The 26,402-nt window shown below is 39.7% G+C and carries 24 protein-coding genes; 10 read left to right on the forward strand and 14 right to left on the reverse strand.

What is annotated here, in order from left to right; genetic code table 11:
* Positions 1 to 22: 22 nt before the first annotated feature.
* The 3 genes from MJX77_RS17220 to pobA form a co-directional block, all read right to left on the reverse strand.
* Positions 23 to 1,060 carry a putative 2-aminoethylphosphonate ABC transporter substrate-binding protein gene (locus tag MJX77_RS17220; RefSeq protein WP_252059826.1) on the reverse strand — a complete coding sequence of 346 codons (1,038 nt, stop codon included), beginning with the start codon at positions 1,058 to 1,060 and terminating at the stop codon, positions 23 to 25.
* A 91-nt stretch (positions 1,061 to 1,151) separates the two neighbouring features.
* The gene (locus tag MJX77_RS17225) at positions 1,152 to 1,874 is read right to left on the reverse strand and encodes a UTRA domain-containing protein (RefSeq protein WP_252059827.1); all 723 of its coding nucleotides are present in this window, start codon (positions 1,872 to 1,874) and stop codon (positions 1,152 to 1,154) included.
* A gap of 175 nt (positions 1,875 to 2,049) precedes the next feature.
* Entirely contained in the window at positions 2,050 to 3,264 is a 1,215-nt protein-coding gene (gene pobA, locus MJX77_RS17230) for a 4-hydroxybenzoate 3-monooxygenase (protein WP_252059828.1), read from the reverse strand.
* Between the two features lie 141 nt (positions 3,265 to 3,405).
* Here pobA and pobR point away from each other — a divergent pair, with 141 nt between their 5' ends.
* Positions 3,406 to 4,221: an IclR family transcriptional regulator PobR gene (gene pobR, locus MJX77_RS17235; RefSeq protein ID WP_252059829.1), complete on the forward strand. Its 816-nt coding sequence runs from the start codon at positions 3,406 to 3,408 to the stop codon at positions 4,219 to 4,221.
* A 57-nt stretch (positions 4,222 to 4,278) separates the two neighbouring features.
* Here pobR and MJX77_RS17240 read toward each other — a convergent pair whose 3' ends face one another.
* Positions 4,279 to 4,875, reverse strand: a complete 597-nt coding sequence (locus MJX77_RS17240) for an NAD(P)H-dependent oxidoreductase (protein ID WP_252059830.1) — start codon at positions 4,873 to 4,875, stop codon at positions 4,279 to 4,281.
* A 98-nt stretch (positions 4,876 to 4,973) separates the two neighbouring features.
* Between MJX77_RS17240 and MJX77_RS17245 the strand changes: the two genes are divergently transcribed.
* Complete coding sequence (locus MJX77_RS17245) at positions 4,974 to 5,885, forward strand: LysR family transcriptional regulator (RefSeq protein WP_252059831.1); 912 nt, start codon at positions 4,974 to 4,976, stop codon at positions 5,883 to 5,885.
* An 87-nt stretch (positions 5,886 to 5,972) separates the two neighbouring features.
* Here MJX77_RS17245 and MJX77_RS17250 read toward each other — a convergent pair whose 3' ends face one another.
* Positions 5,973 to 6,524: a TetR/AcrR family transcriptional regulator gene (locus tag MJX77_RS17250; protein WP_252059833.1), complete on the reverse strand. Its 552-nt coding sequence runs from the start codon at positions 6,522 to 6,524 to the stop codon at positions 5,973 to 5,975.
* Between the two features lie 899 nt (positions 6,525 to 7,423).
* Between MJX77_RS17250 and folE2 the strand changes: the two genes are divergently transcribed.
* From folE2 to MJX77_RS17265, 3 genes are all read left to right on the forward strand, one after another.
* Positions 7,424 to 8,326, forward strand: coding sequence for a GTP cyclohydrolase FolE2 (gene folE2, locus MJX77_RS17255; protein WP_252059834.1), 903 nt, complete (start codon positions 7,424 to 7,426; stop codon positions 8,324 to 8,326).
* Positions 8,327 to 8,456: 130 nt separating this feature from the next.
* A complete protein-coding gene (locus MJX77_RS17260; protein ID WP_032007519.1) occupies positions 8,457 to 9,017 on the forward strand; it encodes a gamma carbonic anhydrase family protein in 561 nt (186 codons plus the stop codon).
* Positions 9,007 to 10,362 carry a dihydroorotase gene (locus tag MJX77_RS17265; RefSeq protein ID WP_252059836.1) on the forward strand — a complete coding sequence of 452 codons (1,356 nt, stop codon included), beginning with the start codon at positions 9,007 to 9,009 and terminating at the stop codon, positions 10,360 to 10,362. The genes MJX77_RS17260 and MJX77_RS17265 overlap by 11 nt, the downstream gene beginning before the upstream one ends.
* 137 nt (positions 10,363 to 10,499) lie before the next feature.
* Here MJX77_RS17265 and MJX77_RS17275 read toward each other — a convergent pair whose 3' ends face one another.
* Positions 10,500 to 11,879: an L-serine ammonia-lyase gene (locus MJX77_RS17275; RefSeq protein ID WP_252059837.1), complete on the reverse strand. Its 1,380-nt coding sequence runs from the start codon at positions 11,877 to 11,879 to the stop codon at positions 10,500 to 10,502.
* A gap of 450 nt (positions 11,880 to 12,329) precedes the next feature.
* Here MJX77_RS17275 and MJX77_RS17280 point away from each other — a divergent pair, with 450 nt between their 5' ends.
* From MJX77_RS17280 to abaF, 3 genes are all read left to right on the forward strand, one after another.
* Complete coding sequence (locus MJX77_RS17280) at positions 12,330 to 13,901, forward strand: APC family permease (protein WP_252059838.1); 1,572 nt, start codon at positions 12,330 to 12,332, stop codon at positions 13,899 to 13,901.
* Positions 13,902 to 14,054: 153 nt separating this feature from the next.
* Positions 14,055 to 15,635 carry an aldehyde dehydrogenase (NADP(+)) gene (locus MJX77_RS17285; RefSeq protein ID WP_252059839.1) on the forward strand — a complete coding sequence of 527 codons (1,581 nt, stop codon included), beginning with the start codon at positions 14,055 to 14,057 and terminating at the stop codon, positions 15,633 to 15,635.
* 162 nt (positions 15,636 to 15,797) lie between these two features.
* A complete protein-coding gene (gene abaF / locus MJX77_RS17290; RefSeq protein ID WP_005304099.1) occupies positions 15,798 to 17,087 on the forward strand; it encodes a fosfomycin efflux MFS transporter AbaF in 1,290 nt (429 codons plus the stop codon).
* A 67-nt stretch (positions 17,088 to 17,154) separates the two neighbouring features.
* Here the strand turns inward: abaF and MJX77_RS17295 are convergent, their stop codons facing one another.
* The 6 genes from MJX77_RS17295 to MJX77_RS17320 form a co-directional block, all read right to left on the reverse strand.
* Positions 17,155 to 17,907, reverse strand: a complete 753-nt coding sequence (locus MJX77_RS17295) for an AraC family transcriptional regulator (protein WP_252059840.1) — start codon at positions 17,905 to 17,907, stop codon at positions 17,155 to 17,157.
* A 44-nt stretch (positions 17,908 to 17,951) separates the two neighbouring features.
* On the reverse strand, positions 17,952 to 19,214 hold the full coding sequence (locus MJX77_RS17300) for an NAD(P)/FAD-dependent oxidoreductase (RefSeq protein WP_252059841.1): 1,263 nt from the start codon (positions 19,212 to 19,214) through the stop codon (positions 17,952 to 17,954).
* Positions 19,214 to 19,444 carry a (2Fe-2S)-binding protein gene (locus MJX77_RS17305; protein ID WP_000615330.1) on the reverse strand — a complete coding sequence of 77 codons (231 nt, stop codon included), beginning with the start codon at positions 19,442 to 19,444 and terminating at the stop codon, positions 19,214 to 19,216. Before MJX77_RS17305 ends, MJX77_RS17300 begins: the two co-directional genes overlap by 1 nt.
* On the reverse strand, positions 19,445 to 20,548 hold the full coding sequence (locus MJX77_RS17310; RefSeq protein WP_252059842.1) for an NAD(P)/FAD-dependent oxidoreductase: 1,104 nt from the start codon (positions 20,546 to 20,548) through the stop codon (positions 19,445 to 19,447). It lies immediately after the preceding gene.
* Complete coding sequence (locus MJX77_RS17315; RefSeq protein ID WP_252059843.1) at positions 20,545 to 21,477, reverse strand: 4-hydroxyproline epimerase; 933 nt, start codon at positions 21,475 to 21,477, stop codon at positions 20,545 to 20,547. The genes MJX77_RS17310 and MJX77_RS17315 overlap by 4 nt, the downstream gene beginning before the upstream one ends.
* Before the next feature lie 179 nt (positions 21,478 to 21,656).
* Positions 21,657 to 22,340: a GntR family transcriptional regulator gene (locus MJX77_RS17320; protein WP_000174668.1), complete on the reverse strand. Its 684-nt coding sequence runs from the start codon at positions 22,338 to 22,340 to the stop codon at positions 21,657 to 21,659.
* Between the two features lie 420 nt (positions 22,341 to 22,760).
* Here MJX77_RS17320 and MJX77_RS17325 point away from each other — a divergent pair, with 420 nt between their 5' ends.
* A complete protein-coding gene (locus MJX77_RS17325; RefSeq protein WP_252059844.1) occupies positions 22,761 to 23,666 on the forward strand; it encodes a DMT family transporter in 906 nt (301 codons plus the stop codon).
* Positions 23,667 to 23,722: 56 nt separating this feature from the next.
* Here the strand turns inward: MJX77_RS17325 and MJX77_RS17330 are convergent, their stop codons facing one another.
* Entirely contained in the window at positions 23,723 to 24,658 is a 936-nt protein-coding gene (locus tag MJX77_RS17330) for a dihydrodipicolinate synthase family protein (RefSeq protein WP_013198270.1), read from the reverse strand.
* A gap of 543 nt (positions 24,659 to 25,201) precedes the next feature.
* Between MJX77_RS17330 and MJX77_RS17335 the strand changes: the two genes are divergently transcribed.
* Positions 25,202 to 25,825, forward strand: a complete 624-nt coding sequence (locus MJX77_RS17335; RefSeq protein ID WP_252059846.1) for a hypothetical protein — start codon at positions 25,202 to 25,204, stop codon at positions 25,823 to 25,825.
* A gap of 74 nt (positions 25,826 to 25,899) precedes the next feature.
* Here MJX77_RS17335 and MJX77_RS17340 read toward each other — a convergent pair whose 3' ends face one another.
* Positions 25,900 to 26,334: an I78 family peptidase inhibitor gene (locus MJX77_RS17340; RefSeq protein ID WP_013198272.1), complete on the reverse strand. Its 435-nt coding sequence runs from the start codon at positions 26,332 to 26,334 to the stop codon at positions 25,900 to 25,902.
* Positions 26,335 to 26,402 lie beyond the last annotated feature (68 nt).

Genomic DNA, 26,402 nt, shown 5'->3' on the forward strand with positions numbered 1-26,402 from the left:
AATGAGGCCCTTATCCAAAAGATCACTTTTCAAAACGCTTTGACCATTCAGCCAAAATACGTTCACGCTGCTCGGCCGCCCAATAAAAATCATTTTTTACCAGCATTTGAGGAAGATTTTTCGGGAAGTCTATAGTAGTATTTTCAATGCCTTTGTAGGCCACCATTGAAAAGTTATGGGCATAGGCTTCATTTGCCGCTTTGCTTACCGACCAATTTATAAATTTCTGTGCACTATTTAATTTCTTGGTTCCTTTCACAATTGCTGAGGCTTCCATCTCCCAGCCTAAACCTTCAGTTGGATAAACCACTTCTAAAGGTGCACCTTCTACTTTTAATTTAAAGGCTGGATAACCGAAAGAAATTCCAATTGGGATTTCGCCCTGTGCTGCCATCTTGCAAGGTTTTGAGCCAGAGTGAGGATATTGCGAAATGTTTTTATCTAAAGCTTGCATATAGTCCCATGCCTGCTTTTCGCCCCAAATTTGCATCCAAGCCGTGACATCTAAATAGCCTGTGCCACTCGAAGCTGGATTTGGCATCACAATCAGGTTTTTATAAATGGGATTGGTTAAATCTTTCCAAGTTTTTGGAATCGGTAATTTACGCTTTTCTAATTCGACTTTATTGACACAAATTGCAGACTCCCATGCGTCCATACCCGTCCAAGTCGGTACAGTTTTTTGGCTGACAAATTCTGGTTTTAAATTTTGGATGCCTTCTGGTTTAAAAGGCTCAAGCATATCCTTCTTTTCCATGACCAGCATACTGGTTAAAGCCACACCAAAAACTACATCCGCTTGAGGGTTTTTCTGCTCTGCTAAAAGTTTAGCAGTGATTACACCAGTTGAATCACGTACCCATTTTACTTTGAGTTCTGGATAGGCTTTATGTAATTCTTCTTGGTACTGTTTAAGCTGATCGGCTTCCACTGCCGTATAGACTGTAATTTCTTCTGAGTTTTTTGATGTTGCCGATGAACATCCCATTTGAATAGCGACCACCACACCTAAAACTGATGCAGTGCCGAGTTTAATTGTCTGTTGAACATACTGTTTCATCTGCAAACCATCGAATGCAATTAGTTGATGATCGTATTTCAACAGCTTTATATGACAGTTTGATTAATCTGGTTTAAACCAGATTGTATTTTTATGCTCGTGCTTCGAAATGCAAATCTAAAACATCGTGTAGCCAATATTCTTGGTCAACATCGGTAATCACACCTTGTTCATTTCTGTTACTACGACAAATATATAAACCAAGCGCCCCAACATTCACATGCAGTGCTTTGGCCTGCTGTTCCGATAAAGCCGTTGGATACAGGTTAATGTCGGCTCTGGTGATATGGCAGTTATATTGATTTGCCATCAGCAAAGTAATGGATTGCTTGAGATCATGAGTTAAAAACTCGGGAAAAAGTTCGGCATTCACCCGTAAATGCTCAACCAAAACAGGTCGTCCATTAATACAACGACGTCGCCAAACTGAATAAATCGGATGCCCTTTTTCAACTTTTAAATGCTTGGCATCCCAAGAAGTGGCCGTCGTTAGCTCACTCGAAATCACTTCGGTCGAAGGTTCATAGCCTTGTTCAATCACAAACTGGTTAAAGTTTTTAGTCGATTGAGGGTGATAAATAATACGCGGAGAACGAACATACCAACCACGGCGGTCTAATCGATAAATCAAACCATCAGTTTCCAAAGCCAGTAAAGCTTCACGTGCAGCCACTCGAGTGGTTTGGAATTGTTCCGAAAGCACTCTTTCTGATGGGAGTTTTGCGTGGGCTTCTAATACACCAGATTCAATATCATGGGCAATTGCATCGCGGATAGGAATATATTTAGGTATGCGTGCTTGGTCCTGGTCCATACAAACTTAGAATTTATAAATAAAGAAATTAATAGCAATATACTGAAAAAATGTGACAAAAGCTTTTATTAATGCTGATCTTTTAAGCAAAACAATCTCTTAGTCTATTTCTTTCCTCTGAGTTTTTTATATAAAAAAAGAGCATTTTCATGCTCTTTTTATTTTTCTCTAGCCTTTAGCTTGCGTGCTTAAAACTATCAATTTGCTTAATCTCATAAGGCAAACCGACATAGTTTTCGGCCAATGTGGTTTTACCCGCAATTGAGCCAAGTACATAACTTAACTCGGCTTGTTTAATCTTGTGATCAAACTCACTTTCAGTTTCAAAACGATGCAATAAATGAGTCATCCACCAAGAAAAACGCTCTGCTTTCCATACCCTTTGTAGGCATTTCTCTGAATATTCATCAATCCCTTGTTCTGAACCTTCAACATAATATTCAACAAGCGCACTTGATAAATAAGCGATATCAGAGGCAGCGAGATTTAGGCCTTTTGCTCCTGTCGGTGGCACAATATGCGCAGCATCACCTGCTAAAAATAATTTTCCAAAGCGCATTGGTTCGGTCACAAAGCTACGTAACGGCGCAATACTTTTTTCAATAGAAGGTCCTGTCACTAGCTTTTCACGGCTTTCAGGATCTAGACGGTTTTTTAACTCATCCCAGAACTTTTCATCTGACCAATCTTCTACGTGATCTGTTAAAGGGACTTGTAAATAATAACGGCTACGTGTTTCAGAACGCATACTGCATAAAGCAAATCCACGTTCTGACTGTACGTAAATGAGTTCATCGGCTACAGGTGGAACATCGGCCAACACCCCTAACCAGCCAAACGGATAAACTTTTTCAAAGGTCTTAATTTTATCTTCTGGCACGCTAGCACGGCAGACACCGTGGTAGCCATCACACCCTGCTATAAAGTCACACTGAATTTGAAAAGATTTACCTTGGTACTCAAACTCAACTTTTGGTGCAGTGTAAAAATCTTTCACTTGTACATTTTGAGCTTCATAAAATGACTTGAGCTGCTCCGCTTCACGCGCAGTCATTAAATCTTTGGTGACTTCGGTCTGACCATATACGGTCACTTGTTTACCACCCGTGAGTGCGGCTAAATCAACTCGATGCAATTCACCATTGGTCAAAATTTCAATGCCTGAATGCGGTAATCCTTTGTCTTTTAGGTTTTGGTCAACGCCTGCTTGTTTGAGTAAGTCGACCGAAACTTGCTCTAAAATTCCTGCACGAATTCGTGAAGCCACATATTCAGCACTACGTTGCTCAACAATAATATGGTCGATGCCAGCTTTATATAGAAGTTGCCCAAGCAATAAACCTGCTGGTCCAGAACCAATAATTGCAACCTGCGTCTTTAAAATGTCCATAACTTCATCCTTGTTTCATCCTGACTTTTAAATTACTGGCTTTAAGTTTTGTGCACTATGTATCCAAGACGAAAATAACCGTTTATCATTTAGTTTGTCCGAATAGCGGACAGAAACAACCAAAACAACAGGAATGAAAGGATGCCTTCTCTCGATGCTTTTTTAGAGCACCCAAACTCGCATGAGAAAATTCGTCAAGAAGACTACATTGCAGGGTTAGCAAAAGGCTTGGCTTTACTGGAAGCTTTTGGAACAGATCGGCAACGGCTCAATGTCACTCAAGTGGCCGAACGAACTGGTATTAGTCGTACCGCGGCAAGGCGGTATTTGAAAACTTTAAAATACTTAGGCTATTTAGAAACCGATGAACATTACTTTTGGCTCACTCATCGCGTGCTGCGCTTTTCGAGTTCTTATTTAAGCTCTGCCCACCTGCCTAAAGTTGCTCAATCATTTCTAAATCTTTTGTGCGCGCAGACGTCTCTGACTTTTTCAATTGTGGTGCTGGACGATAACGAAGTGGTGCCGATTGCCCGTAGCTATTTACCGCAGCAAGATAACTTACGTGTCAGCCCTTATGGCATGCATTTAGGAAACCGACTCCCTGCCCATGCCACGTCCACAGGTAAAGTATTACTGGCAGCACTGCCAGAAGAAGCTCAGCATGCATGGGTCAAAACTTATGGTTTAAAACGCTTAACCCCATTTACCATTGTAGATGAGTCCAAGTTTTTTGAAGTGCTTAAGGACATTACGTTATCAGATTATTGTCTTTCTAAAGAAGAACATGAGCTTGGTGTGATCGCGATTGCAGTGCCTGTATTTAACGCGCAAGGTCAAGCTATAGCAGCGCTTAACTGTATGTCTCAAACCAACCGTGTACAAGAAGATTATTTGGTTCAGCAAATTTTGCCATTGCTACGCAACACGGCAAATGAACTTAGAAATGTGATTTAAATAGACTTAGAAACTCTTGTCTCCTAACCATGAATACAAGAGTTTCAACCCATAATTTTAAATAGCGAATTCTTTGACTCGCTGGCTTGCCAGATCTAATGCATTGCTGCGATAAGCCTGCATATCTAGGCCTTCTGCATAGATAAAATCGACGTCATGAATGCCCATTAGCCCTAACACTGATTTGAGATAAGGCGTGACTGCCTCAGTTTCTTGGCCAACATGAATACCGCCCCGACTGCTTACCACCACGGCCTTTACTCCTTCCACCAAACCTTGAGGATAAGTTTCGGTGTAGCGGAATGTTTGTCTTGCGCGTGCCACTAAATCAAACCAGTTTTTGAGTTGAGTCGGAACATTTAAATTGTACATAGGTGCGCCTATCACCAATAAATCGGCACTTTTTAATTCAGCAATTAATTCATCAGACAAAGCAACGATTCTTTGAATGTCTTGATTTATATTTTCAGCCCCACGAAGCGCCTGAAAAATTTCTAAATCTAATACAGGCAGGTTCATTTCAGCTAAATTGCGTATGGTAATGTCATCTTGCAAACCTTGGTCTTTTCGATGTTCAAGCATTACATCGATTAGGCGATTGGTTTGTGAACCCTCACCCATAATGCTAGATTTTAATACCAATATTTTAGCCATGACCGTCTCCACGTTTTTAATGAAACCATATTAACCCCACAATAAATTCAACAGTGGTGATATTATTTCCTTATATTGGTTCCTTTTAGGCAACAATCATGCAACATGAGCTAAGTGCAATTTCTATATTTGTGACTGTGGTTGAAGCTGGAAGTTTTGTAAAAGCTGCCGAGCAATTGCATTTAACTCGCTCAGCCATAAGTAAAAATATTGCTCGGCTTGAAGATCAGCTTGGCGTTGCTTTATTTAAAAGAACAACGCGAACACTCAGCATGACTGATGAAGGCGCTTTGTTTTATGAACATAGCCGCCGAGCGTTGAGCGAAATACAAAATGCAGCGGCTTTATTAGACCAAGGGAAAATTAACGCAACAGGTCGTTTACGAATGTCTGTGCCAGTGCTGTTCGGGCAACTCTTTGCAGCCCCACTCATGGTTAAATTTGCTCAACAGCATGCGGACTTACAGCTAGAAATTTCATTTAATGATCGAACTGTAGACTTGGTCGAAGAAGGTTTTGATTTATGCATCCGAATCGGAACGTTACCTGACACCACTCAGTTGGTTGCCAAACCGATTGGTGAGCATCGAATGCTACTTTGTGCCTCACCTGACTATTTAAATGAAGCAGGTCCCCTAGAACATATTGAAGACTTAGACCACCACGCCACAATTGCCGATCCGCATTTTGGTCAAATAAAAAAATGGCAACTTCAAAAGGAAAATAGCGAACCTTTATTTATTAAACCCAAAGCAAAGCTTCTTTTAAATGACTTGCAGGCCATTAAAAATGCAGCGCTTGCTGGAGCTGGTATCGCTTGGTTACCCGACTGGCTTATTCAAAATGAATTACAGGATGGTAAGCTGGTTCAAGTGTTAGAAACCATGTCGAGCATTGCTTTTCCGATTCATTTGGTATGGCCTACGCTGCCTTTTATGCCACTGAAAACCCGCCTCGCAATCGATTATTTGGCACAGCATTTACCACCTGAGCTGAACAAACAAGTTTAAAGTAAATAAGGCCTTGTCCATTTCATCAAGTTTTTTTTTAATACACGAAGCCAAAGTTTATTGCTTATATTCAAACGCTTTGACCTTCTATTTAGAATTTAGAAAACAATCCAGCACCTTTTCCCGATCGACTGCCCCATCTGAGCTTAAAAGCTGAATGATTGTGCCTTCAATCATATATAAAAATAGTTTTGCATCCTGAAAAGTCGTATCGGTTTTTAGTTTTATAAGTTGGCTGTAGATCTCATTGATGAGCCATGTTCGATATCTCACCGCGATTTGATAGGCTTTTGGATAGCTCAGTTTCGTTTCAAAAATAGCTTTAAATAATAGGTAGTACATCCCGTCTACATCGGTGTGTAAGAAATAAAGTTTCTTGAGTTTCTCCCCCACACTTGCGCCTTGATGGTACTCAGCAATTGAAACCACTTTTTCTTTTAAGCGCTCTTTCTGCACATTCAAACAGATTTCAATAAACCGCTCTTTAGAGTGAAAGTAGTTATAAAACGTCGCTTTTGGGATTTTTGACTCTTTTACGATTCTATCGACCCCAACAGTATGAAACCCAAAATGGTGAAATAAATGAATCGACGTATTAATGACTTGCATGGCACGTGCAGGGAGAACTAAATTTGGCATGGTTTTACCGTTATAAATTCTTGTTGTTTCTAAATGAGATACTTTTTTGGGAGAAAAAAAGGCACAGCAAAGCCGTAAAGACTGTGCGTGGCACATCTCAAATTTGTTATTGCTAAGTTTTAAGTAAAAATGACTTAAAGCCTGAAAACCTTAGGGTGATCAAGCTGCTTTAATTTTTTAAGCTGTGTCGTTATAGCTTGTGGCAAAGGCTGCCAAGAAATAATGGATGTGCAAAGCCAACTCCTTTTTATTTGGAGTTCTGCCGACATGAATAGAAATTATGGTGGCAGAACGGAAGAGGGTTCGCGGACTGGTTTCGACTCCAGCACACCCGAGGGTGTCCCTCTCCCGTCCTACCGCAACGGGAGGGAACGAGGAGATGCTCACACAAAACTATTCCTCAGAAGAAATAATCCTGATGTGGTCGAAAAAACCGGTCCGCGACGACCGTCTGGCAATGTGGCCAGCAGGCAAAGGATAGTGCTCTGTCCTATTACAGTCAAGCACGCAAAATGCCATTTGTTTTAAATTAAATCATTAAAAAAGTAAGGCTAAATAATTAAAATTTATTGTTAAATTGGGATTGAAAATTAAAGTAAATATTTGAGCTTAGGCTTTAATAAATGACCGTTAGCTTCTTTTTTTATTAGAAGTTCTGCCAAAACATAAGATTTATGGCGGCAAAACGAAAGAGGGTTGACAGACTGGTGAAAGATATAACCAGCACACCCAAAGGTGTCCCTCACTCGTCCTACCATTACGGAAAGAGACAAGGAGCTTACATATCTATTTTTACTTATTCAATGTTCTTTAACTCCATTAAGGCGTATAGCAAACTTGCCACCCATTAATGTTATGTTATAACATAACATTGATATCACAGTATAAGCCGCTAATAAATGAACCTTGTTCTCCCAGATATATCTGCCGAGCCAACTTTACCAAATGCCTATAGCCACCGCCTTGATTGGGTTGGCATGGAAAACATTGCATTACCCGTTCGAATTGAAAATACCTTATGCCCAAGCCACGTAAATGCTTATGTCAGTCTGGATGACCCTTTAGCAAAAGGCATTCATATGTCGCGTCTTTACACACGGCTTTTAGAGCTAACATCACTCGAAAACATAAATATGTTTAATCTGAAATTAGTTTTAGAGGACTTCTTAGACAGCCATCAAAATTTATCGCAGCATGCCAAAATTGAAATTCACAGTAAACTTTATATCGAGCGACCAGCCTTAGTCAGCAAGCTTTCAGGGTGGAAAAGCTATCCTTTTGTTTTGTCATGCCAACTTTCTAATGATCAATTTGAGGCGGAATTAAAAGTCGAGATCCCCTATTCTTCAACCTGCCCATGCTCTGCGGCACTTTCAAGAAATATTATTCAACAACGGTTTGAGTCGGCCTTACAAAATCAAGAAATTCGACTTAACCAACAAGACATTATGAACTGGTTAAATACCACAGATGCAATTGCAGCAACGCCCCATAGCCAAAGAAGTTTTGCCCTCCTTCAATTTAAATTAGATCAAAATCTTCAAAACATTCCACTCATCGAATTTATAAACCAAGCTGAACTGGCATTAATGACTCCTGTGCAAACTGCCGTGAAGCGTATTGATGAACAGGCATTTGCGGTTGCCAACGGTCAAAATCTAATGTTCTGCGAAGACGCATTAAGACGCCTGTATGGTTCGTTTATACATCACAAAAATATTCATGGTTTCAAATTTAAAGTGACTCATGCAGAAAGCCTGCATGCGCATGATGCTGTGGCAAAAGGGTCATGGCAGTGGTAGGGAATTTTATATATGACTGAAACTAATCAAGATTTTTATAAAAATGACTTTTGCTTGTCACCAATCAAATAGTTTCAACTTACTACCCTCAACATCACAACTTAAATAAACAGATTTAAACGGTAATCCAATGCTACGTAAAAATCCATCTGGCCATCTCCCTGTTATTGATCAATCAGCCTATGTCGATCAGACCGCTATTATTTGCGGCAAAGTCATTGTTCATGCCAATGTGTTTATTGGCCCTTATGCGGTGATTCGTGCAGATGAAACCGACGAAAATGGAGAGATGGAACCTATCATTATTGGTGCAAATTCCAACATTCAAGATGGTGTTGTGATTCACTCCAAAGCTGGTGCATCAGTTGTAATTGGTGAAAATACATCAATTGCTCATCGTTCAATTATTCATGGACCTTGTGAAATTGGTCATCATGTTTTTGTCGGTTTCAACAGCGTCATATTTAACTCTAAGGTCGGTCATCACAGTGCTATTCGTCATAACGCAGTCGTTGATGGACGTGATTTACCTAACCATTTTTATGTCCCTGCAATGAGCTACATCAACTCTAAAACCGACTTAAACCAATACCCTCCGGTTGATATCTCTATTAGTGAGTTTTCCGAGAGTGTTGTCTCAACAAATATTGAATTGGTCAAAGGCTATAAGGCATTACACAATGAGTTTTAAACCCTATTCTAAAATCATTATCCGAGATGCCAATTTAGTGAATGAGGGAAAACAGGAATTTGTAGATGTACTTATTCAAGATGGTCGAATCGAAAAAATTGCTCCATCAATTTCTCATGTTGTTAATGCTAAAACCATTCATGCGAACGGGAACTGGCTGATTCCCGGAATGATCGATGATCAAGTCCATTTTAGAGATCCAGGTTCACCACATAAAGGTAGTATTGCTTCGGAATCTATGGCAGCAGTAATTGGCGGAATTACCAGTTATATGGATATGCCAAACACGAATCCCCCAACAATATCTTTAGATGCCTTAATGCAAAAAAGACAAATTGCCGCCCAATATAGCATGGCAAATTATGCCTTTCATTTTGGAGTAAGCTCTGAAAATCTAGATATTATTGAGCAGCTTAACCCCAAGCTCATCAGCGGCGTAAAAGTTTTTATGGGAGCCTCTACTGGCAATATGTTAGTTGATGACCCACAAATTCTTGAACGATTGTTTGCTAATGTCCCTACCATTCTTTTAACGCATTGCGAATATACACCTCGCATTAAAGAAAGAGAAAATTTATATTTCGGGAAATATGGTGAATATATTCCAGCACATATGCACCCTAAAATTCGGGATAAACAAGCATGCTTTGAGAGTTCACGTTTAGCGGTGTCTTTAGCGGAAAAATATGGGACCCAACTGCATGTTTTACATATAAGTACAGCCAAAGAATTGTGTTTGTTTAAAGATTTACCTTTAAATCTAAAGCATATTTCTGCTGAAGTATGTATTCACCATCTTAGTTTTGATGAATCAGACTATGCTGCGCTTAGCCATTTAATAAAATGTAATCCAGCCATTAAAACTCAACAAGACAAAGATGCACTCATCACTGCGATTGCTCAGTCCAATCGCTTAGATATTATTGGTACAGATCACGCACCGCATACATGGGACGAAAAACAACAATCTTATTTAAAAGCACCCGCTGGCCTGCCTTTGGTTCAACATGCTGTTCCAGCACTCATGGAACTTGTGGCAGATAAAAAAATAAGTATAGAAACAATGGTTAAGAAAACATCACACCAAGTCGCTGATTTATTTAAACTCAAAAATCGTGGATATATCCGTGAAGGTTATTGGGCAGATTTGGTTCTGCTTAAAGAAAATAAAGAGGCTATTGCAGTTAAAGATCAAAAAAACTATATGCGATGTAACTGGACGCCATTTCAAAATAAAACCTTCCGCTATGAAGTCGATACAACTATTGTGTCAGGGCAATTGGCTTGGCATCAAAATCAGTTATTTTTAAGCTGTCGAGGCAAAGTATTAGACATAGACAGATAACACCAGCCCACACGCCGCCTAACGCATTCATGTTTTCGTCTTCCACATTTAGTCGACAAAACGGGCTTCATCAAAATTGCGATGCAGCCCTTGAACATCCAATAAGCAATAAGGGGCACCTCGCCCCATCTGATTATTTAGCACTCAATTGCATTAACAGCGAGGCCACCTTTTGAAGTTTCTTTATATTTCTCAGACATATCTCTGCCTGTTTCTTTCATGGTCTGAATGACTTTATCGAGCGTCACAAAATGCTCACCTTCATCATGAAGTGCCATTTGTGCAGCATTAATGGCTTTTACGGCTGCAATTGCATTTCGCTCAATGCAAGGCACCTGAACCAAACCACCAATCGGGTCACACGTTAAACCTAAGTTATGTTCAAGGCCAATTTCAGCTGCATGTTCCACTTGTTCAGGCGATGCACCTAAAATCTCGGCTAAACCAGCCGAAGCCATCGCACAAGCTGAGCCTACTTCGCCCTGACATCCCACTTCCGCACCAGAAATAGATGCATTGAGCTTACATAAAATGCCGACTGCTGCTGCACTCAAAAAGAAACGAACCACTTTGTCTTCGGAAAAATCTTTAGAAAAAGTCACGTAGTAATATAAAACTGCGGGGATGATTCCTGCTGCCCCATTTGTGGGAGCTGTGACTACTCGGCCGCCAGCAGCATTTTCTTCATTTACCGCTAAAGCAAATAAATTGACCCACTCCATGGCATGAAAAGTCGTCACAATCAGGTTTGAATTTTTCTTATGTAATAATTTATCGTGAATTTTTTTAGCCCGACGTTTTACGTTTAATCCGCCCGGTAATATCCCTTCATTAATTAATCCATTGTGAATGCACTGCTGCATCACTTTCCAGATGTCCATAATTTTGGTGCGAATCTCAGTTTCACTGCGCCAGCTTTTTTCGTTTTCAAGCATCAATTCACTGATTGATAAACGATGAGTTTTACATAAGCTTAAAAGTTCAGCCGCACTGTGAAATGGATATGGAACCTTAACGTCACTGGTTTCAGATTGGGTTTGTGTTAATTGTCTTTGACTAATAATAAAACCGCCACCAATCGAATAGTAAGTTTCGGTATATAAAATTTCTTTAGCCTCGTTATATGCAATCAATTCCATTGCATTGGGGTGATAAGGCAAAGATTCATCAAGAAAAAGTACATCGCGTTTATAGTCAAAAGAAATACTCTTTTGCTGCTTAAGCTGGATAGCGTTATTTTCAAGAACATCTTCAATCAAGTTTGTAGTTGCTTGAGTATCGATATGTCCAGGGTCAAAGCCCATTAAACCTAACAGAATAGCCTTGTCTGTCGCATGACCAACACCCGTGGCTGCAAGCGAACCATATAACTTCACCTGGACTCTAACCGTGTTTTGTAGATCATTTTGTTTCAATAAATCATCCACAAAACTGTATGCCGCTCGCATGGGTCCAACTGTATGGGAGCTAGATGGACCAATACCAATTTTAAAAAGATCAAATACACTAATAAACACTGGGTCCTACCTTCAATTCATTATTATTCGTATGTTCGTCGTTATTGTGTCCTTTCGGATAACTCTAAAATTATCATTAAGCCATCCATAAAGCACTGAAAATAAATGGGTCATTGCCTAAAAACAACACAATCAATTTCTAATTCAATATTTTCCAAAAAATGGAATTTTCCATTAATTTAAATGGTAAATTACTCAACAAATATTTAAGAATTGTTCTTTTTAACAAATAAAATAGCGAACCTTTCCCAATTTTTTATAAAAAAAATTTGGTTTTCAAGCTATTTACTTGGAATTTAAATTATTTAAACAAACTTAAAAACAATAACTTACTTAATATTCAGATCACTCTTTGCCATTAAATAGAATAAAAATTCCCCTATTTACCAATAACCATATATCGTATACGATATATGAAAGAACAATAGTTCTGTCGTTAAGGAAAACGTAATGACAAGTCAGTTTAAAAAGCAGTTATCTCTAATGGATCTTACATTCATTGGCTTAGGCGCCATTTTCGGTTCTGGATGGTTATTTTCAGCAAGTCATGTGGCCTCTCAAGCCGGCCCTGCGGGTATATTGTCATGGATTATTGGGGGCTTTGCCGTTTTAATTCTGGGAATTATTTATTGTGAGTTAGGTGCAGCCTTACCACGAGCAGGCGGTATTATCCGTTATCCCGTATTTTCACATGGTCCTTTACAAGGATATTTACTTGGTTCTGTGACCGTCATTGCCTTTTCAAGTTTAATTGCAATTGAAGTCGTTGCTGCCCGAGAATATGCAGCCGCATGGTTCCCTTCTCTTACAGAAATACACGATGGCATCCGATCTCCAACTACCATTGGATGGTTGTTTCAGTTTGCACTTTTATGCGTATTTTTTGCATTGAATTATTACAGCGTAAAAACCTTTGCAATTGCCAACAACCTCATTAGTGCATTGAAGTTTGCAGTTCCAGTTTTAGTGATGGTTGCACTTCTCTATCACTTTAAACCGGCAAACTTTTCAATGACCGAGTTTGCCCCAATGGGTGCTCACGGCGTACAAGGTGCTGTCTCTGCTGGTGGTATTATTTTTGCATACTTAGGCTTAACGCCGATTATTTCGGTAGCCAGTGAAGTAAAGCGTCCTCAATTTACCATTCCTTTTGCACTCATCTTATCTGTCGTTTTAGCAACGATTATTTATGTCGTGCTTCAAGTTGCTTTCTTAGGTGCTGTACCTACCGATATGTTAGCAAATGGTTGGTCAGGACTCAGTGACAAATTCCCATTACCTTATCGCGACATTGCCATGTTATTAGGTTTGGGATGGTTAGCGCTTTTAGTTGTTTCAGACGCTATTATCTCTCCGTCTGGCTGCGGCAATATCTATATGGCTGCAACTCCACGTGTAATTTACGCATGGTCGAACAGTAATACGTTCTTCCGTATTTTTACTCGTGTCGATCCAAAATCAGGCATTCCACGTTATGCATTATGGTTAACATTTGCACTTTCTGTATTTTGGACCATGCCGTTTCCATCTTGGGATAAATTAATTTCTGTAGTTTCGGCAGCATTAGTTTTAAGTTATGCCCTAGCTCCTGTCACAGTGGGTGCCTTACGTCGTAATGCTCCTGAGCTTGAACGTCCATTCTATGTGAAAGGCTTTAATGTTCTTGGCCCGCTTGCCTTCGTGATTGCCTCTTTTATTGTCTATTGGTCTGGCTGGAATGTCATTTCATGGTTATTAGGCGCACAAATCGTATTGTTTGCACTCTATGTCATTTTTAAACGCTATGTGCCAACCCAAGAAGTCAGCCTAGCTCAACAATTAAAGTCATCAGCTTGGCTTCTTGTTTACTACATTTTAATGATTATTGTTTCTTACCTTGGCAGCTTCGGTGATGGTGCATCGCACCTATTGGCAGCTCCGTTTGACACACTTTTAGTTATGGTGATTTCTCTTGGTTGTTACTACTGGGGAATAAATTCAGGTTTACCAAAAGCACTCATTAAAAATGATGATGAAGCTTAGCGATCACTTGCTTAAACACATATAGGCTGGGGTTTTGTTTTGATTAACAACGTATACAAAATACTATATTTCTCAAAAGTAAAACCTAGGCTTTGATAATTCTCCAACGTCAGAAGAACTACTTTTGACGTTCACTCTAAAGTGAGGTTGATAATGTTAAATATTACTGGTCAAAATTTTATTGCAGGTCAACGTTCAAGTTCGGGCAGTAAATTTGTCTTAAGTTATGATGCTGCAACAGATGAAGCATTACCCTATCAATTTGCTCAGGCCACTCCTGAAGAAATTGATCAGGCAGCTCAAGCAGCTGCATTGGCTTATCCAGCTTTTAGACAGACTACGCCAGAACAGCGCGCTGTTTTTCTAGAAACAATTGCTAATGAAATTGATGCGCTTGATGACCAGTTTATTGCCACAGTCTGTCAAGAAACTGCTTTACCTGAAGCTCGCATTCGCGGTGAACGTGGGCGAACTACTGGCCAATTACGTCTGTTTGCTCAAGTATTACGCCGTGGTGATTATTTAGGTGCCCGTATTGATTTGGCTTTACCTGAGCGTCAACCACTTCCACGTCCAGATTTACGTCAATATAAAATCGGTGTTGGACCAGTTGCTGTATTTGGTGCGAGTAATTTCCCTCTTGCCTTTTCTACTGCTGGTGGCGATACCGCTTCAGCACTTGCGGCTGGATGTCCTGTCATTGTGAAGGCACATAGCGGCCACATGGCAACTGCCGAATCAATTGCAAATGCCATTTGTAGTGCAATTGAGAAATGCGCTATGCCAAAAGGCATCTTTAGCATGATTTATGGTCAAGGTGTTGGTGAACCACTGGTAAAACACCCCGCAATTAAAGCAGTTGGATTTACAGGTTCACTCAAAGGTGGCCGTGCCCTCTGCGATTTAGCTGCTGCACGCCCTGAGCCAATTCCTGTTTTTGCCGAAATGTCGAGCATTAACCCAATGGTTTTATTACCCGAAGCTCTAAAAGTGCGTGGTGATAAAATTGCAGCTGAACTTAGTGGTTCAGTGGTTTTAGGTTGCGGTCAGTTCTGTACCAATCCGGGTTTAATTATTGGAATTAAATCAGCTGAGTTTAGTCAATTTCTTGAGCAGTTCACGGCTGCAATGGCTCAGCAGCCACCACAAACCATGCTTAACAAAGGCACGTTAAGAAGCTATGAACATGGCCTTAAAGCATTACTCGCACATGACAAAATTGAGCATTTAGCGGGTCAACCACAACAAGGCCATCAAGCCTATCCTCAGCTCTTTAAAGCTCATGTATCTCTTTTACTAGAGCAGGATGAATTACTTCAAGAAGAAGTATTCGGCCCAACGACGATTGTGATTGAAGTTGAATCGGCAGAGCAACTTGCTCTAGCGTTAAACGGACTTCGTGGTCAGCTTACCGCATCATTAATTGCCGAGCTGCAAGATTTTGAGAACTTCTCTACCCTGATTCCATTACTTGAAGAAAAAGCAGGACGTTTACTTCTAAATGGTTATCCAACAGGTGTGGAAGTTTGTGATGCCATGGTACACGGCGGACCTTACCCTGCAACTTCAGATGCACGTGGTACTTCGGTAGGAACCTTAGCAATCGAGCGTTATTTACGACCAGTATGCTATCAAAACTATCCAGATCACTTATTGCCACTTGCCCTTCAAAATGCCAATCCGCTTGGTATTGCGCGTTTAGTAAATGGTGAAATGAGTAAAGCTGCTCTTTAATATTTTTAAAGGAGTTTATCTAAGTGATGAACTCCTTTTTATTTAGACCCAAATCTCACAACGTAACCGCACATTATTTAAATAAAAAAGTGCAAAAGAATGAATAGCAAGATGCTGCATTAAGTCAATGCATAACATATTTTTAAATAAGGATATTGGTATATGACGACAACACTAAAAAAGGTAGTCGCGGCCTCTATGGTCGGCTCCGTAGCTGAATGGTATGAATTTTTCCTTTATGGAACTGCTTCTGCCCTTGTCTTTGGCGAACTTTTCTTTCAACAAACGGGCAATGCTATAGATGGTATTTTGGCAGCCTTTGCCCTCTATGCCGTTGGCTTTTTAGCAAGACCTATTGGTGGCCTTGTGTTTGGTCATTACGGCGATAAAATTGGACGTAAGAAATTATTGCAAATTAGCCTGATTATTGTTGGTATCACTACTTTTTTAATGGGCTGTATTCCGACCTTCCATCAAATTGGCTATTGGGCACCTACACTATTGGTTATGCTGCGTTTAATTCAAGGCTTTGCTTTTGGTGGTGAATGGGGCGGCGCAGTTATTTTGGTTTCAGAGCACAGTCCAGATGATCGCAGAGGCTATTGGGCAAGCTGGCCACAAACTGGTGTACCGCTCGGCAATTTAGTAGCCACACTGGTTTTATTACTACTTTCAAAAAACCTCTCACCCGAACAATTCCTAGATTGGGGATGGCGCTGTGCATTCTGGTTTTCGGCGGTCGTGGTACTAATTGGATTATGGATACGAAAAAATGTAGACGATGCCGAGGTGTTTAAAGAAGCACAGGCCAAACAACAGCTTCTTGAAAAACAACAACTCGGGATTATTGAGGTTTTAAAATATCATAAGAAATCTGTTATTGCGGGTATCGGTGCCAGATTCGCAGAAAACATTTTGTACTATATGGTGGTTACTTTTTCGATCAGTTATTTAAAGTTGGTCGTCCATAAAGATACTTCACAGATCTTACTGCTCATGTTCGGCGCTCACCTCATCCATTTCTTTATTATTCCTGTTATGGGGCATTTAAGCGATATATTTGGCCGTAAACCAATTTACCTTATTGGAGCTGTACTCACTGCATTTTGGGGCTTTGTCGGCTTTCCGTTAATGGATACAGGCAATAACTGGCTCATCATGTTAGCGATTGTGCTCGGTCTATTTATTGAATCGATGACCTACTCGCCTTACTCTGCTTTAATGACTGAGTTATTTCCAACTCACATTCGCTATACGGCACTTTCATTTTGTTATCAAGTCGCACCCATTATGGCAGGTTCACTCGCTCCATTAATTGCCTTAACCTTACTCAAAGAATTTAATAGCTCGGTTCCAATTTCTTTATATTTAGTTGCCGCAAGTCTGATTTCTATTGTCTCGATTTTGCTGGTGAAAGAAACCAAAGGCCGATCACTTGCTTTTAAAGATTAATCTTTAAAATATACATTATTTGCTTAACGATGATTTTGGGTTGTTCTATACAGCCCATTTTTTTCATCTAAATATTTTTGGTAGAGGCACGATACAAAGTAGGCGACATGCCTGTATGCAACTTAAACTGACGACAAAAAGCACTATGATCGGTATAACCACAGCGCAAACCAATTTGAGTAATCGGTAAGTCAGTCGCAAGCAGTTCAGTGGCGACCTGAAGACGAATTTTGCTAATCATTTGCCGCGGCGTTAAATGGTATATTTTTTTGCAATAGCGTTCGAGCTGAGCCACCGACACACCAGCAATTGCGGTCAAGTGTGCCAACGTAATCGTTTCGGCATAATTCTTTTTAATATATTCCTCAACCTGAACCATTTTGTAAAAAGCAGGGTGTGTATTTTCAGGTACATTTAAATCATTAGAAATACCCGCTATTCCTACTAAGTTTCCATCCGCATCAAATAAAGGTTCTTTATAAGTTAAACACCAACCCGACTGATTTTTTGCATATAAATGCAGTTCTAATTGCTCTGTTAACTTTTTACGACGGCGAATGACTTGCAAGTCTTGAGATGTATATATTTTTCCAAGAGAGTGAGGAAAGACTTCTTCCGAGGTCTTTCCAAGTAACGCAGTTTTATCTTTGAAACCACAGCGATTTACCAATGTTTGATTGACAAAGACATAGCGTGCTTCGGTATTTTTGATGAAAAATACTACCGAAGATAAAGCATCAAATAATGGTTCAATACTTTCCAGATTTTTTAAGAAATCTTCCAAGGTGGTGGTTAGTTTCGGAATTTGAACCAAAGTCATGAGCTAGAGCGGGCAAAGTAATAACTTGTCTACTCTAGAACATTTCATTTTTGATTTAAAGGAGAAGTAGACATCTCCATGAGGCTTTTTACACGGGTAGGAAGTAATGGTGGTCTAGAGTTAGGCAACTGCCAATCAAATAGGCAGGCGGCGGCTGTTGCACAAGTGCTTCCCTGACATGCTCCCATTCCACAACGTGTATGTAATTTTGCATCAATCCAACTACTACGCTCGGCAACCTTATCAAAAGTCACATCTTCACATCGACAAAAAATAGTTTCTGGACGAGCAAGCGTTTTTAACTCAGCACGCAATTTGAAGCTTTTCTCAAGGAGATGTGCAAATAAACGATACCGTTGTCTTTGAGCAAATAATTGACTGGCTTTTTCATTTTGACCTATAGCTGCATAACCTGCGATGCTACCTTCAACCATTGCCAACTCACTTCCGCCAAAACCTGTACATTCACCTGCTGCCCACACCTGTGGTTGTGATGTACGTTGATAGTCATCGACCGTAATCGCATTGTCCTTAATTTGACAACCCATTAACTGCCCTAATTGAGTATTCGGTACTAAACCAAACCCACATGCGAGTCGATCACACTCAATTTCAACAATTCCTTTCGGTGTTTGTAGTCTTACTCGTTCAAGACGCTCCTGACCAATCGCTTCAACCACATAACTGTCAGGGTGATATAGACGATAAGGTAATGATAACGCCTGTATTATTTTCGCTGGCCAGCGCCAAAGTTGTAGTGCAAATTTACGAACGGAAGATGAAGGTGCCTGTTCAGCAACATAGAGAACTTGAGCTTCTGCTTTTTTCGCAGTGTCCGCACTTGCTAAGAGTAATGGTCCAGATCCTGCAATCACAACACGTTCATTTTTAACAGGTGTACCTGCTTTAATTAAAGCTTGTAAACCACCTGCACCCGTTACTCCAGATAAGGTCCACCCGGGAAAAGGTAAAAATAGTTCTCTTGCACCCGTACACAATACAAGCTGGCGATAAGACAAATTTAGGCTGTCGTGAGGTCGTTCAACGAGTAATTGGCCTACAAAAGGTGCAGCGACAATCTTGGCACCAAACATAAATTCAATATTAGGATGAGTCTCAATTTGTTGATATTTCTGCTGCGCCATTTCAGGTACAGGAAAAATCGGTCCAGCGCGCCAGATTTGACCACCCGCCTGTGGGTTATTATCCAATATTAAAATTCGCCCACCACTCTCGGCGGCTGCAATAGCAGCTGACAACCCCGCAGGGCCTGCCCCTACAACTACCACATCGTATTGTTTTTCCATTATTGTGTTTCCACCTTCATGTCTTGCTGGCACAGCGTCTGACAAGCAAGCACTCTGAGTCCATTAATATTGACACGGCATTCCTGACAAACTCCCATTCCACAAAATGGAGTACGTTTTTCACCACAAACAGATAGACGACTGTAAGACTTTGCTTGTGCTAAAGCAGCAGCAACACTGGTGCCCTCAATCACAGAAACTGATTGTCCGTTAATAAAAAGCTGAATCATCTATGCAGCTCCTATAAAACGATTAGGTAAAAAAGGTTCAGGATCTATATCAAAAGTTAATCCACACACAAGGGAAGCAATAAGTCTTGCTGTACCTGTCGCAGTGGTTACACCTAGTCCTTCATGACCAACCGCTAAATAAACCGATTGAAATGCAGGATGTCGTCCAATAACAGGAATGCCATCCGGAGTAGCTGCACGAAAACCAGTCCATGCCCGAATAACATTAAGATCAGCCAAAGCTGGAAAATAATCAGCAGCCTCTTTAAGCACCCGAGTAAACACTTCTGGCTCTACAGTCGGATCAACCGTATTGAACTGACGAGATGACCCAATAAATAGCTGACCTGTCGGTCTAGGTTGAATATTACAAGCGACTGAAATTCCACTTGTCGCTTGAGTGCTGGCTGCATAAGCCAAAGCCACTAACGTATGTTTTACATTTAATTCGGGATAACGGTCGGTAATAGCTAAATGACCTTTTTTAGGTTCAATCGGTAACTCTGGAAAAAAATCTGTCGCATGAATGCCGTTTGCTAAAACAATATGTGCTGCTTCGAGCCATGTTCCATCACTTAACTGAACCCGATTTTCTTCAATATGAATAACTTTAGCTTGTTGAACCTGAATCTTTTGCGGGAATTGTTTTAACAACCATTCAGCAGCACAGGGTGCATATAAAATGCCATCATCAAAAACTTCCAACCCACCGTAGAGACCATGCTTTAAGTGAGGTTCAAGCTGACGGATTTCCTCTGCATTTCGAAGTTGGCAACGGACACCTTGTGCAGTGAGACGTTGATATTTTTCTTCGGCAATCTGCATTTCTTCTGGGCTACTTGCCAGCCATAAAGTTGGTGTTTGGCGATAGGCACATTCTTCTGAAAGCTCGTGCCCTAATTCATGCCACAACTGAACTGACCAATGGCTAAGCTTTAATTCGGCTTCCAAGTCATCCATAATGACCAAATGCCCCATGCCCGCAGCTGTTGCACCACCGATACGAGCATCCAAAACTTGCACATTTAACCCTTGCCGAGCTAATTCATAAGCACATGCCGCACCTACAATGCCTGCCCCAATGACTATGGCATCGGTTCTCATAGCTGAATACCCCAAGCAAATGGGTCATTTTCATCCATAAATAAAGTTGCTTCGGCACTCATGTAAGCTTCACCACGAATGGTTGGAATAACATATTCCCCAGCTTGCTCATAAGAGGCAATAAACTGGCTACCGATAATACTGGCTTGTTTCCATAACTTTCCTGGCTCAAGTTTGCCATCCGCAGCTAAGCAAGCAATTTTTGCACTTGTTCCAGTTCCACATGGTGAACGGTCATAGGCCTTGCCTGGGCAAAGTACGAAATTTTTACTGTCCGCTTCGGCGTCACTTGCAAATAATTCAATATGATCAATTTCTTGTCCATCTTTACCAGTTATTCCTTGTGCAGTAAGCGCTTGTCTGACTGTCCACGCATAGTTAGTCAGTTGATCTAAATTATCACTTGCAACATGTTGACCATGGTCATTAATCAAGAAGAACCAGTTACCGCCCCATGCAATATCACCAGTAACTTTTCCATACTTTTCAACATCAACTTCGACCGCTTTTTTATAACGATATGCTGGTACATTTCTCACGCTAACTGAATAATCTTCATGCAATGTCGCCTCAACATCACCTACTGGCGTTTCAATTAAATGTGTGCCTACTTGTATTTTTCCCAAATGTGCTAACGAAGCCACTAAACCAATCGTGCCATGACCACACATGCCGAGGTAACCTGTATTATTAAAGAAAATAACACCTGCACTCGCTTTTGGATTCACTGGCTTACACAATAATGCGCCAACCAAAACATCATTACCGCGCGGCTCTAGCATGGTTGCTCTACGGAAATGGTCATATTGTTCTGATAATATTTTTCGGCGGCTTTCCATCTCTCCTATGCCTAAATCAGGAAATCCTTCAAGTACTAATCGTGTTGGTTCACCACCAGTATGAGAGTCCAAAATTTTTACTGTTTTCATAGAAGTATCCTTACATTTTTTTCTAGGATGACTGATCTCAAAACAGCAAGCTTGATCGTTTTCTTATGAATCTATGACGAAATCAGCATAGTGAAAACTTGCTTCAGCTAAACTAAAGACAAAAAAATTAGGCCATTGGCCTAATTTAAATAACACTGAAATGATTAAGAATCGAGCGCTTATTTTTTCACATTTTTATGGTGAGGTAAGTGCTCATAAAGTGATTGGCAAACACCATTAATATGCTCTTCAATTAACTTAACCGCCAAATCAACATCCTTGGCTTTACAGGCTTTCACAATTTCTTTGTGCTCATCATTTGCACGCGACTTGCCTTCGGAAACATTCATCTGCAATCTTAAATAGCGCTCAATCTTATCGTAAATAGAACGAATTAATCCAAGCATATAGGGCCGTTGTGCTGGTTCATAAAGGCATGCATGTAACTGCCAATTGAGTGTGGTCCAGCTTCCAATATCCATGTTATCGATAAAGGCATTACAAATTTCATCTGCCTTTTTATAAGTTTCCTCCGTCATATTCGGCACGGCGAGCTGAATCAGCTTCGTTTCCAACATCACTCGGACTTCAAAAATCTGTGCCAACTCTTCTTCAGAGATGCGGGTCACAATTGCGCCACGATTTTTTATAAACTCAACCAAACCTTCAGCTTCAAGTTGCTTTAAGGCTTCACGTACCGGAATTTTGCTGACATTAAAAAGTTTGGCAATTTCATCCTGACGAATCGGTTCGCCTTCAGCAATATGCCCTGCAATAATTGCTTCTCTAATATATTTGACAATAACTTCAGATACCGAAGGCATTGCACCAAGATTTGATACATTAAAAGATGGTAGCGTCACGAATATTCTCTTAACCTCAAAATATGACACAAATAAAAGGATGATAATTTTTATTCATCCGCCATAATGAAATCATTGCTTTTCAAGCATTATTTTCGGCACGGCTTACCTTTATTTAATGCTGCTAAAACTCATTTTCTCTACTTATTAGAGCTAATAATTTTTAACTACATTAATAGCTAAAGTATACTTTATACCATTTAATTCACAAAACTATTATTAGACTATGCTGAAATCGTCATCATTTTATTGTATCTAACCAAGCAAATCATAATAAATAGCAGCATACTACCCTGTTCTCTTGATGGGTAACTGTCAAAAAGATTCCTATCCGTTTAGCTAAATTATTGTCTGCAAGATAAAATTTTTATCTTGTAAAAATCATGCTGCATAAAACTTTTAAAGTTTGAGTCACTTCATATGAGTACGCCAACAGAAGCAAAATTTTCCCTGAATTATTATACGGGTTTCTTATCTGTACTATTTGCTGCTTTTCTATGGGGTACGGCAGGTACAGCGGCATCTTTTGCAAAAGGCATTAGTCCACTTGTAATTGCTACCATTTCTGTTGGCTTCGGTGGATTAATTCATACGCTTTTAAGCTTAAAAGCCATTAAAAAAAATTACCAAAAACTATTTAACTATAAATCCCAAGTTTTGATTGCGGTCATTGTTTCAATTCTTTGTCCATTTGCATTTTATTCATCTGTCTCTTTGGCTGGTGTTTCTATTGGCACCGTGATTTCTATTGGTTGTGCGCCTTTGTTTTCAGTGCTTTTGGAATGGATTTTAGATAAACGAAAACTTTCGTTAAAATGGCTCATCAGTTTTATTCTCGGTTTTTTAGGAATTATTTTACTCTCTTATGCCGGTGATCATGCGCAGCATCAAATCATACAATCTGATCGTATTTTAGGGGTATTTTTTGGCTTACTCTCTAGCCTGAGCTACGCAACATATTCTTGGATAATGAGAAACCTAATTCGCCAAGATGTCGACTCAAGAGCTGCCATGGGAGTGATTTTTGGTATCTCTGCAGTGCTTTTACTACCTACATTATTCTTTACAGCACAAAACCTTTTTGATTACCCAACTAACATTTGGGTTGCGATTTATATTCCGATTGTTCCTATGTTTTTAGGCTATTTATTTTTTAGCTTTGGTCTTAAACGAATTCCCGCAAGTCAAGCTATGACACTAGCTTTGGTTGAGATTCCAGTTGCAGCATTATTAGCAGTTGTTGTAGTGGGTGAAAGTTTAACAATGCATAGTTATTTAGGTTTAATTCTCATTTTCCTATGCGTTATTGTTTTGACCAAAAAGTAATCCATAGAAATAAAAAAAGAGGCTGAATTGTTAGCCTCTTTTTTATGAATACTTACTTAGATTTCAGCTGACCAGTTACGGTACCACGTACGGAATAACTCATACTGAGTTTCAACATATTTACGTTGCGATTCGCTCAATGCATCAGTCTCATTAAAGTGTAAGGTATATTCTTTATCACCGTTAAGTACCATTAAGTATTTATAGTAAAGAACAAGATCCGTTCCTTCGTCAAAAGAAGATAAAACTTCTAATGCACTTGATAACTCTTGTGCTAAGCGACGGGCTTTTGCATCACCTGCTGCAGCTTTCTTACTAAGGTCAACCAACAGTAAAACTTCTTTAGGTAAAGCATTACCAATCCCTGTAATCGCACCAGTTGCATTACAGTTGACGAAGCCATGGAAAACTTGAGTGTCTACACCAGCCATTAAAGTGACTGAATCATCTTGTGAAGTAATGAATTCAGCTGCGTAACGCATATCGGCAGCGCCACCAAATTCTTTAAAACCAATTAAGTTTGGAAACTCACGGCGTAATTCAAAAAATAAATCTGCACGAGTTGCAAATCCATAATATGGGCTATTGTAAATCACCGAAGGTAAGCTTGGAGCTGCTTTTAAAATGGCAGAAAAGTGAGCTTTTTGTGCAGCTGGTGATGCCCCGCGTGATAGTACACGTGGAATAACCATAAGCCCTTGTGCACCTACCTTTTCTGCATGAGCTGCATGAGAAACTGCTTCTTTTGAATTAACTGCACCAGTACCAACAATTGTTGGAATGCCAGCAGCAACAAGTCGTGCTACACCTTCTTGGCGTTGAGCTTCTGTCAATAAAGGCCAATCACCCATAGAACCACAATACACTACCGCACTCATGCCAGCTTCAATCAGCTCATGCCCTTTTTTCACAAGCGCGTCAAAATCTGGCTCACGGTTAGGAGTACATGGGGTCATTAGCGCCGGGATACATCCTGTGAAGATATTACTCATAATTATTCCTCAGTAATACAAATAAAACTCTTGGTAGTCGTACTTTCGAGTTAATCCATCTCAAAAGTTATGGAATGGGATTAATAGCTGCTTAATCATTCTTCATATATCGTATACGATATACAACAAAAAGAATAGTCTTCCTTTCCAAATTCTTTACCGACGAAAAAATTCATATAAAACAAATATTAATTTTAATAATCGAATTAAAAAGCAAAATTTAACTCATATTTTTTTTTAAAATTGGATGTAAAAATTTATGGAATTTAAAAAATAGTGCTCAGAATAGAAATTAAATCCGAGTTTATAGGCGCTTAAAAAACAACCGTAGAACATTAGCCATTAGTCGCACCTCCCTATTTTTATTCATTTTTGCTGGTAAAGTGCTTTCCATGGTTTGATACAACCTACTTAACTCAGATGCATAATTCACCTGTTCTTGCATCTGATGTTTTTCTGCCTCTAGTCCGCTAGGGGCTTTTTTTTATTATTGATTTAAATGCTGATATATTAAATTTCTAGACATAATTAAAGACAAGAAAAATGGATCGAATTTTCAAATTAAGTATTTTAAGTTTTCCGGTTTTATTGTTAAGTGGTTGTATTGGCTGTTATAACCCGACAGGCTGTAACCGTGATACTTCGCCTTATTTCTATACAACACAAATCACTCAAGTCAAAGGCGTAACAGTTCCTGTTGGAACAAAACTAGTTTATAAATCTCAAAAGTCCAAACAGAAAGATGAGCAAACTGCCCCCCTTAAAGAAGAACATATAACAGGAATAAAGTTACCAAAAGATAGCGCTATGCTTTGGGGAGGAATGCCCACCAATCATCTCCTTCAATTTGCTAACTCTGAAATGCAAGGATTTACAGCCTACCGAGCACAAGAAGCTCCCGCTGTATATTCCAATCAATTTTTAAAACTCTGGAAAGAATGTGATAGTGATTTAGATATCTCGATCAAAAATAAAAATGACTGGAGCTTTAATCCCGCAAATATGAAAATTATTGGATGTGGAATTAACTATCAAGAAAGAGCTTCATACAACACCAACAATCCAAGCCAAGATAAAGTTGATATTTTTCTCATTAAAATTAATCAGGCTTTGCAACAACTGCCTCAACAAAAAGAGTATCCAGTCATTCGTTATTCCCAAAATTAAAGTCATAAAAAAGCCTGCATTTCAACAGGCTTTTGTACTTCAAGATTTGGTTTAACAAACTTTAATTAAACAAATCAACCACAAGTTGCCTGAGTAATTTTCTTAGAAGCAGGATCAATAGTAACTGTAACTCGGTTTGTGCGGTAATCCATTGTCATTGGTTGACCTGGAGCTACTGTGCGCACAATTTCTGATTTAGTTTTTTGTTTAATTTGATCATCAGTCAGGCCAGATTGCCCCACTAATTTTTGAGCTTCTTCTGCTACACAGTTCGCTTGGTTATCACGGAATAATTTCCACTCTTCAACAACTTGGCCATTTGGTAAATGACAATACCCCACCTGACCATTTGCTTCATTTCTAATTTCTAATTTGCCACCTTGTTCAACACAATATTGACTAGCTGGGTTTGGTGAACCAATTTTTGGTGGAGTTGAATCTTTATGTTGTACAGACGAACAAGCCGTTAACGAAACAAGCGCTAAGCCAAGAAAGATAGTTTTTTTCATAATTTTTTGCTTCTTACTAAAAAAACTAAAGATATCAAAAAAATTCATGTTTCATATGACTTGTTTAC

It is taken from the genome of Acinetobacter sp. AHP123 (genome assembly GCF_023757925.1).
In the GTDB taxonomy this organism is placed as follows: Bacteria; Pseudomonadota; Gammaproteobacteria; order Pseudomonadales; family Moraxellaceae; genus Acinetobacter; species Acinetobacter oleivorans.

Coding starts and splice junctions, on each gene's coding strand:
- MJX77_RS17220 (WP_252059826.1), bottom strand. CDS start 1,060: ATGAAACAGTATGTTCAACAGACAATTAAACTCGGCACTGCATCAGTT.
- MJX77_RS17225 (WP_252059827.1), bottom strand. CDS start 1,874: ATGGACCAGGACCAAGCACGCATACCTAAATATATTCCTATCCGCGAT.
- pobA (WP_252059828.1), bottom strand. CDS start 3,264: ATGGACATTTTAAAGACGCAGGTTGCAATTATTGGTTCTGGACCAGCA.
- pobR (WP_252059829.1), top strand. CDS start 3,406: ATGCCTTCTCTCGATGCTTTTTTAGAGCACCCAAACTCGCATGAGAAA.
- MJX77_RS17240 (WP_252059830.1), bottom strand. CDS start 4,875: ATGGCTAAAATATTGGTATTAAAATCTAGCATTATGGGTGAGGGTTCA.
- MJX77_RS17245 (WP_252059831.1), top strand. CDS start 4,974: ATGCAACATGAGCTAAGTGCAATTTCTATATTTGTGACTGTGGTTGAA.
- MJX77_RS17250 (WP_252059833.1), bottom strand. CDS start 6,524: ATGCCAAATTTAGTTCTCCCTGCACGTGCCATGCAAGTCATTAATACG.
- folE2 (WP_252059834.1), top strand. CDS start 7,424: ATGAACCTTGTTCTCCCAGATATATCTGCCGAGCCAACTTTACCAAAT.
- MJX77_RS17260 (WP_032007519.1), top strand. CDS start 8,457: ATGCTACGTAAAAATCCATCTGGCCATCTCCCTGTTATTGATCAATCA.
- MJX77_RS17265 (WP_252059836.1), top strand. CDS start 9,007: ATGAGTTTTAAACCCTATTCTAAAATCATTATCCGAGATGCCAATTTA.
- MJX77_RS17280 (WP_252059838.1), top strand. CDS start 12,330: ATGACAAGTCAGTTTAAAAAGCAGTTATCTCTAATGGATCTTACATTC.
- MJX77_RS17285 (WP_252059839.1), top strand. CDS start 14,055: ATGTTAAATATTACTGGTCAAAATTTTATTGCAGGTCAACGTTCAAGT.
- abaF (WP_005304099.1), top strand. CDS start 15,798: ATGACGACAACACTAAAAAAGGTAGTCGCGGCCTCTATGGTCGGCTCC.
- MJX77_RS17295 (WP_252059840.1), bottom strand. CDS start 17,907: ATGACTTTGGTTCAAATTCCGAAACTAACCACCACCTTGGAAGATTTC.
- MJX77_RS17300 (WP_252059841.1), bottom strand. CDS start 19,214: ATGGAAAAACAATACGATGTGGTAGTTGTAGGGGCAGGCCCTGCGGGG.
- MJX77_RS17305 (WP_000615330.1), bottom strand. CDS start 19,444: ATGATTCAGCTTTTTATTAACGGACAATCAGTTTCTGTGATTGAGGGC.
- MJX77_RS17310 (WP_252059842.1), bottom strand. CDS start 20,548: ATGAGAACCGATGCCATAGTCATTGGGGCAGGCATTGTAGGTGCGGCA.
- MJX77_RS17315 (WP_252059843.1), bottom strand. CDS start 21,477: ATGAAAACAGTAAAAATTTTGGACTCTCATACTGGTGGTGAACCAACA.
- MJX77_RS17325 (WP_252059844.1), top strand. CDS start 22,761: ATGAGTACGCCAACAGAAGCAAAATTTTCCCTGAATTATTATACGGGT.
- MJX77_RS17330 (WP_013198270.1), bottom strand. CDS start 24,658: ATGAGTAATATCTTCACAGGATGTATCCCGGCGCTAATGACCCCATGT.
- MJX77_RS17335 (WP_252059846.1), top strand. CDS start 25,202: ATGGATCGAATTTTCAAATTAAGTATTTTAAGTTTTCCGGTTTTATTG.
- MJX77_RS17340 (WP_013198272.1), bottom strand. CDS start 26,334: ATGAAAAAAACTATCTTTCTTGGCTTAGCGCTTGTTTCGTTAACGGCT.